Source organism: Microvirga sp. HBU67558 (assembly GCF_018069605.1).
In the GTDB taxonomy this organism is placed as follows: Bacteria; Pseudomonadota; Alphaproteobacteria; order Rhizobiales; family Beijerinckiaceae; genus Microvirga; species Microvirga terrae.
Genome location: NZ_JAGPUP010000320.1, coordinates 1 through 1,295, shown reverse-complemented (window position 1 = coordinate 1,295; position 1,295 = coordinate 1). Strand labels below are relative to the sequence as shown.

Annotated in this window: 1 pseudogene; it reads left to right on the top strand. The window is 67.6% G+C overall.

Annotated features, from left to right (window positions below):
* Nucleotides 1–29 precede the first annotated feature (29 nt).
* Nucleotides 30–1,258 (top strand): annotated as a pseudogene (locus KBI52_RS01480) (IS3 family transposase).
* The last annotated feature ends 37 nt before the right edge of the window (nucleotides 1,259–1,295 follow it).

Below are 1,295 nucleotides of genomic sequence, written 5' to 3'. Positions count from 1 at the left end.
TATAAGCGGACGGGATCCGCAGAAGGGTGATGACGATGACAGAGACGATGAAGGATGCGGCCGGTTTGGGCCGCGGTGGGCGGATGTCGCGCCAGCGCAAGCGCGAGGCGGTTCTGCGGCTGCTGCGCGGTGAGGATCTGGACACGGTCTCCCGCTCGCTGGGCGTGACGGCCGCCACGCTGAGCGACTGGCGCGAGGCCTTCCTGGCGGCCGGCGAGGCCAGTCTCGCCACCCGGCCGGCCACTGGTGAGGCGCTGGAGACTGAGCGGCTCAAGGCCCGGCTTGGCGAGATGCTGCTGGAGCGCGAACTGCTGGAGGCCAAGATCACCCTTCTGGAGAGCGGCCGCCCTTTAGCCCAGAGGAGGTCGAGGCGATGAGCCGGGCCCTCTCGCCGAGCCGCGGCCAGCCCTATGGCCTGGCCCGCGTCTGCCGGATCTGGCGCGTGGCCCGGGCGAGCGTCTACCGCCATCGCAAACCGCAAACGGACCGGCAGCGCCGCGGCCCGGTTGGACCACGGCCCGATCCGGAGCTCACAACCGAGATCCGCGCCGTCCTGGCCGCCAGTCCGTTCCATGGCGAAGGCCATCGGAAGGTCTGGGCGCGCCTGCGCCTGAAGGGCATCCGCACCTCGCTGCGCCGGGTGTTGCGGCTGATGCGCGAGCACGACCTCCTGGCGCCGTCCCGGACCGGCTCACCCCGCGGGCCGCGCAACCATGACGGCACGATCATTCCGGAGACCATCGATACCTTGTGGGGCACGGACATGACCACTGCCTGGACCGGCGAAGGGCAAGTCGCTGTTTTCGTGGCGGTCGATCACTACAGTGCCGAGTGCGTCGGCCTTCACGCCAGTCGCCAGGCCACCCGCTTTGAGGCTCTCGAGCCGCTGCGCCAGGGCGTACGCGAGCACTTTGGCGGCTTTGCTAAAGGGATTGCTTCAGGCCTGTCGGTCCGGCACGACCATGGCAGCCAATACATGTCGCGAGCATTCCAGGACGAGTTGCGGTTTCTCGGGATTGAGAGCTCGCCCGCTTTCGTGCGCGCGCCGGAAGGGAATGGCTGTGCAGAACGGTTCATCCGCACCCTCAAGGAGAACCTGCTGTGGGTGCACCGCTTCGAGACCATCGAGGAGCTGCGCCAGGCGCTGCTGGCTTTCCAGGAGAGCTACAACTCCACCTGGCTGATTGCCCGGCATGGCTTTCAGACGCCGAAAGCCGTCCGGCAAAACCAGCTTCCATCCGCGGCCCTCGCCGCGTAGGCTTCAATCCGGTGTCTCAAAAACTGCGGGCGGTACA